This is a genomic window from Leptolyngbya sp. FACHB-541 (genome assembly GCF_014695875.1).
In the GTDB taxonomy this organism is placed as follows: Bacteria; Cyanobacteriota; Cyanobacteriia; order Elainellales; family Elainellaceae; genus JAAUTN01.
In genome coordinates this window covers 153,341-159,340 of the sequence record NZ_JACJPC010000083.1, presented here as the reverse complement: position 1 = coordinate 159,340, position 6,000 = coordinate 153,341, and the positions used below count along the sequence as shown (strand labels likewise).

Sequence of the window (6,000 nt, the reverse complement as noted above, 5' to 3'; positions counted from 1 at the left end):
CGTCTAACAGCATTTCAGGCCCTCCAGAGTCAGCAGGGTTAGCATAATAGCAGAGTTGTTCCCGTACTCTACATCTCTAGAGTGACGGGTATGCTATTTTCCCGCAAGTCCCTTAGCAGCACGGGTTGCCACCGCCTCCATCGTTTCCATCGTCTGATCATGCTGTCCTCGCTTAGTTGAAAGTTTTTTATTAAAGATTCCGTTTTTTTGGCGGATCTAGCTGGAAATTCAATTTACACCGGACAATGCTAGAGGGATGAACTGGCAACAAACTGTATCAGTTGTCATAAATGAAGCAACTGTTCTAGCTCTAGTATTGATAGCGGCTATTGTGAAGATACTCACCCCTCGCGATCGCCTTCCAAGTTTATGAACTTTCCTGTTCTGGATGTCCGCAATCTGTCTATCAGTTTCCCTACCGATGCAGGCATTGTGAGAGCGGTGCAAGACACATCTTTTACTCTGGCAGCGGGTGAAACTCTGGGAATTGTGGGTGAGTCTGGCTCAGGTAAATCAGTCACTTCCCTGGCAACGATCGGGCTGTTGCCCAAATCTGTTCAGGTTAATGGAGAAATTTGGTTTCACGATCCTCGCTCCGTATCAGCGGAGCCTGTGAATTTGCTGGGTTTGCCAGCAGGCGATCGCCGCACTTATCGGGGTGGGCAAATCTCAATGGTGTTTCAGGAGCCGATGACTTCCCTGAATCCAGTTTTTACCTGCGGCGATCAGGTGGTGGAAGCAATTCTGCTTCATGCGGAAGTTTCCCAGGAGGAAGCCCAAAAGCGGGCGCTCGATCTGTTTCGAGAAGTCAAGCTGCCCAACCCAGAAGCGATGATGAACCGATACCCGCATCAGCTTTCAGGCGGGCAACAGCAACGAGTCATGATCGCAATGGCGCTGAGCGGCAATCCGGCAGTGCTGATTGCAGATGAGCCAACCACAGCACTAGATGTAACCATTCAAGCCACAATTCTAGAGTTGCTAAGGGAAATTCGCGATCGCCGAGGTATGTCGATCCTATTCATTACCCATGACATGGGCATAGTCGCCGAAATCGCTGATCGCGTCATGGTAATGTATCGCGGTCGAATCGTAGAAACTGCGAATGTTTATGACCTGTTCGCCAATCCTCAGCACCCTTACACCAAAGGGCTACTCAGTTGCCGTCCCCGCCCCGATCAGCAGCTAAAACGGTTGCCTACGGTCGCGGACTTCATGCAGGTGCAAACTAACCCAGCAGGACAACTCGAAATTCTCGCTAAAACGCTTGATCCGGCACAGACAGAAACGCTCTGGTCGGAAGTGCCCACGACCGAGCGTGACAACCGATATCACAGTCTACTTCAACAAAAACCGCTGCTCTCGGTTCGCAACCTGACCAAAAGTTTCCCGATTAGAACGGGGCTATTTGGTCGCAAAACCATGCTCAATGCAGTCGATGATGTCAGTTTTGACGTGTACCCCGGAGAAACGTTGGGTTTGGTTGGTGAATCGGGCTGCGGCAAATCGACGCTGAGTCGAGTGCTGCTCCGGCTAATTGAACCAACTTCAGGAGAAGTCATCTTTGACGGACAATCCGTGTTTAACCTGAATGCCACTCAAATGAGGCGACTGCGACGGGAAATGCAGATTGTGTTTCAGAATCCGTTTGGCTCAATGGATGCGCGTCAGAGCATTGGTGCTGCTCTGATTGAGCCAATGGTGATTCACAACATTGGCGACTCGCGAGACGATCGCTGGCAGCAGGCGATCGCCCTCTTGGAGCGAGTTGGACTAGACGGCAGCGCTATGCACCGGATGCCTCACGAATTCTCTGGTGGGCAACAGCAACGAATCTGCATTGCCCGCACCCTGGTTTGCCAGCCACGCTTCATTATCTGCGACGAGTCGGTTTCTGCCCTGGATGTGTCTGTGCAGGCGCAGGTACTCAACTTGTTGAAAGATTTGCAGCAAGATTTTGGCTTGACCTATATCTTCATTTCCCATGATCTGAGCGTGGTGAAATTCGTCAGCGATCGCATTATGGTGATGAACCAGGGCAAAATCGAGGAAATTGGAGCCGCTGACGCAATCTACAACACACCTCAGCAGGACTACACACGCCAACTGATCCAGGCAATTCCCGATACTCGGCTAGAAGATCTTCAGGCAAGACAGACACGGCGATCGGCGAAAGTAAACAGCTTTCGTTCCTAAGCTGGAACATTGATCATCTCACGAGTCAGAATTAACAAACTTCTCAGGACTGACTCTGGCTGCGTTGCATTAACGATGACCAGAGGGGAGCAATATCGATCGCTCTTAAGACCCAAGGCCAGCTCTGCATTAGCAAGTGTCCACGCATCCGGACAATCTGCATGAGTCAGACCAACAATCATGGGCACCTTGCTCCGCCGACTCAAGTTACTCAGAATACGACGAGTCGAGCGAAAATCTCGGGGACGCTGAGCATCCATCAAAACCACACAGGCATGGGCTCGACGCAGTAAAATGTCCCACATAAAATCCAGATGAGGACTTTCGGGAATACCGTACAAGTGCAGCATTTGATAATCGCCGAAGGTCAGCCGACCAAAATCGAGCGTTGACATACTTTGCTTCTGCAAATCAACATTCGTGGGTTGCCGCTCTAGACTAGCAACATCGATTTCGCTAACCGCACGAATAAAGCTTGTTTTTCCGGCTCCCGTGGTGCCTGTAACAACAACACGTAGAATTTCCATTTAAGTTTTGCTCCTTGGGTAGCTCACCAAATTCCACAAAAGTGAAAGGGGGTTTCTGGTTGATCCTTAAGCTTTTTTACCCAGAAATGGTCAGAAAATCTCAAGGGTTTTCACTTTAAAAGTGCTATGTAGCTGTTATAAAAACTTTGGGGCAATTGCGTCTCAGCATTCAACTCGATATTGACTCCGCAATATCGCTGGTTTTTAGCTACCCATTCGTCAGATATTAATTTAAATTAAGAATTGCGCCTCAACCTTACGAAACGTACATTTTTAGTATTTTTCAGTTTTTCTAAGAAATTTAAGTAAATGGACAAATACAAGGAACGGGGTACTCCCCCATTTTTTTCAACAGTGTTTAATGAGGTCTACTTACTTAGTACAGCTATATGATTCAGAAAACTCGTGGGGCGATCGCGGCCGGAAATTTGCAAACGGCTGAAGCGGGAATAGAAATGTTGCGGTTAGGTGGAAATGCGTTTGATGCTGCAGTCGCCGCAGTTTTAGCCTCATGTGTCACAGAAGCAACGCTCACTTCTTTGGCAGGTGGTGGTTTTCTACTTGCTCATACGCAGCACAACGAAAACATTTTATTTGACTTTTTCACTCAAACTCCAGGTCAAAAGCGAGACGTTAAAGACATTGATTTTTGTCCTGTTTCAGTCAATTTTGGCAGCGTTGCTCAAGAGTTTCATGTTGGACTAGGGGCGATCGCCGTCCCTGGAACTGCGAAAGGGCTTTTCCACGTTCATAAACGATTGGGCAGACTACCGCTTGAGGTAATTGTTGAACCTGCAATTCACTACGCTAAAACGGGTGTCCTGTTAGATGATTTTCAGTCCTACTGTCTAAAAATTTTAGAACCGATTTTGCTGCGTACCGCAGGAGCGCGGGAGATTTTTGCTCCTAATGGAGCGTTACTTCAAGCTGGCGAAACCTTTGCAATTCCAGATCTGGCAGACACCTTAAATTGTTTGGTTGAAGAAGGAGTTGAAGCCTTCTACGAAGGCGAAATTGCTCAACAACTAGTTAAGGATTGTCAGGAAAACGGAGGATATTTAACTTTAGAAGATCTCAAAAATTATCGGGTGATTGAACGGAAACCCTTAAAGACTAGCTACCGAGGCAACACACTTTTAACGAATCCTCCCCCTAGTTCTGGCGGTAGCCTAATCGCATTTACCTTATCACTACTATCTCAGTTAGATTTATCTACCGTTGGCTTTGGCACAACCGAACACCTGAAGATTCTATCCAATGCAATACGCTTGACCAATCAAGCTCGAACAGATGGATATGATGCCAACTTATATCAACCCGATGTAGCACAAAACTTTCTGTCTTCTGAACATATCAGCCAATACGCTAACCAACTCACTCCTGTAACCAATAAGTGGGGTAGTACAACGCACCTGAGTGTTGTTGATGCAGAGGGAAATGCCGCTAGCGTCACCTCATCCAATGGGGAAGGCTCTTCTCATGTCATTCCTGGAACTGGAGTGATGACAAACAACATGTTGGGCGAAGCAGATTTACATCCCACTGGGTTTCATCAGTGGCAAAACAATGTAAGAATCTCTTCAATGATGGCACCTACAATGGTGCTACAACAGAACCAGCCTGAGATTGTTTTAGGTTCTGGTGGTTCCAATCGAATCAGGACTGCTATCCTTCAAGTCATTTCCAACATCATTGATTTTGATATGTCGGTAGATGATGCAGTCAACAGTTCTCGGATGCATTGGGAGAACGATGTGCTCAGCCTAGAGCCTGGCTTTCATCACTCAGACTTTGAGAAAACATCTTTTCCTTTCAATGGAGAACTGGTGTTATGGGAAAACCATAATATGTTTTTTGGTGGAGTACATACTGTGATGCAACACCCTGATGGAACAATTAGTGGAGCGGGCGATCGCCGTCGAAACGGTTCAGTTGCCACCAGTTAATCCTCTTGTAGAGACGCAATTAATCCAAAGGCAAAGATTAATCACGTCTCTACAAAATTGAAAATTGTGGCTTACATTGCCAATAAGTCTTCTAACTCATTCAGTGCTTCACATCCGCTGCTCGGTCCTTGGTTAAACGTAGTCGAGTCCAAAAAGTGAACATTTGACGCTTCATCCATGGACTTCCCGCGTCCATACAGATACTCATCTGAGTAGCGACGGAAGACTGCTTCCACAGCAGCACGGGCATTTTTGAGTCCCCACTCGGCAGCAATGAGTTCAGCCTTATCAAGGACATCCTGGCTTAGCCTTACTTTGTTGTCATACATAGCTGTGTATCGTTAGATAAAAGAAACAAACCACGAACATTTGCAAACTGAGGATCACCCATCACAGCAAACAATTTCCGCCCTGCCAACCGCTCTGCGATCAGGTGAGAACCTCCCCCTGTCACCAAAAATCGGGTCACTCTCGCCATGTAGGGCGTATATTGAGCCTTGATGGTTTGAAAAATTCCTTTAAACCAGGAATCTAAATGCTCTTCCAGCCAGGGTGCCCAAGTTAACTCGGTATCTGCATAGGTATGTCCTACCCGAAAGCCATCCATTACAATGCTGGGGTCTGCGGTTGTGCCGAGAATATCGGTCAATCGTCTGTCGAAGCTAATCGACGCAGCTAACTCATAAGTTCCGCCCCGATCCATGACGTTTTCATCAATCACGTCACCTTCTGCATCAACCAGACGAGTTAGCCAAGTTCCTCCCCCAATATCAACCACAATCGTGTATCCGTTGTTGGGAATGTGTCCCTGCTTACGCGCGTAGTGGTAAGCCCCCATGCCTTCCCGCTCAACCTCAACCTGCTCTACATTGACCCGAAACTCAACGCCATTCCGAACAAACTCATGCAGTCCTAAAAGTTGCTCTCGAATCGCGTCTTCGTTTCTAGCAGGTTCAGGAGTAGAAACGTAAAGGTTTAAGGGGAACTCAGAAACTTCTGCACCTGTAGGTTCGAGACAAGCGTACAAGTGTAGCTTTGCCAGTTCAACCTTATTTTCGACTACAGTTTGCTGCTGCCTTCTGTATTTATAAGCCTGTGCGCCAAAGTGGTACCGTGTACCATCAGGTAGCGCAATGAGAGGCGAGGCTTCAGAATAACGAACAGCATCTCGACCTTGAGGTAACTGGAAACGTACAGATCGAATCGCTTTTGGATGCCCCGTGCCGTCATAAAACTTAAGGTCATAGTTACCCGCATCCAGTGCCAGGGTCCGAGTCGCCGTCACAGGAGTTGGATCTTTACTAACTCTTCTCTGTCTGGTACCTATAGTC

5 protein-coding genes are annotated in these 6,000 nt (G+C 47.5%); 2 read left to right on the top strand and 3 right to left on the bottom strand.

Annotated elements, in window-relative coordinates:
* The first annotated feature begins 369 nt into the window (after positions 1–369).
* Positions 370–2,196 carry an ABC transporter ATP-binding protein gene (locus H6G00_RS18465; RefSeq protein WP_190797861.1) on the top strand — a complete coding sequence of 609 codons (1,827 nt, stop codon included), beginning with the start codon at positions 370–372 and terminating at the stop codon, positions 2,194–2,196.
* Here the strand turns inward: H6G00_RS18465 and H6G00_RS18460 are convergent.
* Positions 2,193–2,723: a GTPase gene (locus H6G00_RS18460; RefSeq protein WP_190643327.1), complete on the bottom strand. Its 531-nt coding sequence runs from the start codon at positions 2,721–2,723 to the stop codon at positions 2,193–2,195. The two genes, H6G00_RS18465 and H6G00_RS18460, sit on opposite strands and share 4 nt — an antisense overlap.
* 389 nt (positions 2,724–3,112) lie before the next feature.
* On the opposite strand from H6G00_RS18460, the gene ggt reads away from it, so the two are divergent.
* Positions 3,113–4,669 (top strand): gamma-glutamyltransferase, encoded by a 1,557-nt coding sequence (ggt, locus tag H6G00_RS18455; RefSeq protein WP_190797860.1) that lies wholly within the window; start codon positions 3,113–3,115, stop codon positions 4,667–4,669.
* A 71-nt stretch (positions 4,670–4,740) separates the two neighbouring features.
* On the opposite strand, the gene H6G00_RS18450 is transcribed toward ggt, so the two are convergent.
* On the bottom strand, positions 4,741–4,998 hold the full coding sequence (locus H6G00_RS18450; RefSeq protein WP_190643396.1) for a hypothetical protein: 258 nt from the start codon (positions 4,996–4,998) through the stop codon (positions 4,741–4,743).
* Positions 4,980–5,954 (bottom strand): ParM/StbA family protein, encoded by a 975-nt coding sequence (locus H6G00_RS18445; protein WP_347277700.1) that lies wholly within the window; start codon positions 5,952–5,954, stop codon positions 4,980–4,982. The genes H6G00_RS18450 and H6G00_RS18445 overlap by 19 nt, the downstream gene beginning before the upstream one ends.
* Positions 5,955–6,000 lie beyond the last annotated feature (46 nt).

Excerpts from the sequence above, each read along its gene's own strand:
- H6G00_RS18465 (WP_190797861.1), top strand. The coding sequence starts at position 370 with ATGAACTTTCCTGTTCTGGATGTCCGCAATCTGTCTATCAGTTTCCCT.
- H6G00_RS18460 (WP_190643327.1), bottom strand. The coding sequence starts at position 2,723 with ATGGAAATTCTACGTGTTGTTGTTACAGGCACCACGGGAGCCGGAAAA.
- ggt (WP_190797860.1), top strand. The coding sequence starts at position 3,113 with ATGATTCAGAAAACTCGTGGGGCGATCGCGGCCGGAAATTTGCAAACG.
- H6G00_RS18450 (WP_190643396.1), bottom strand. The coding sequence starts at position 4,998 with ATGTATGACAACAAAGTAAGGCTAAGCCAGGATGTCCTTGATAAGGCT.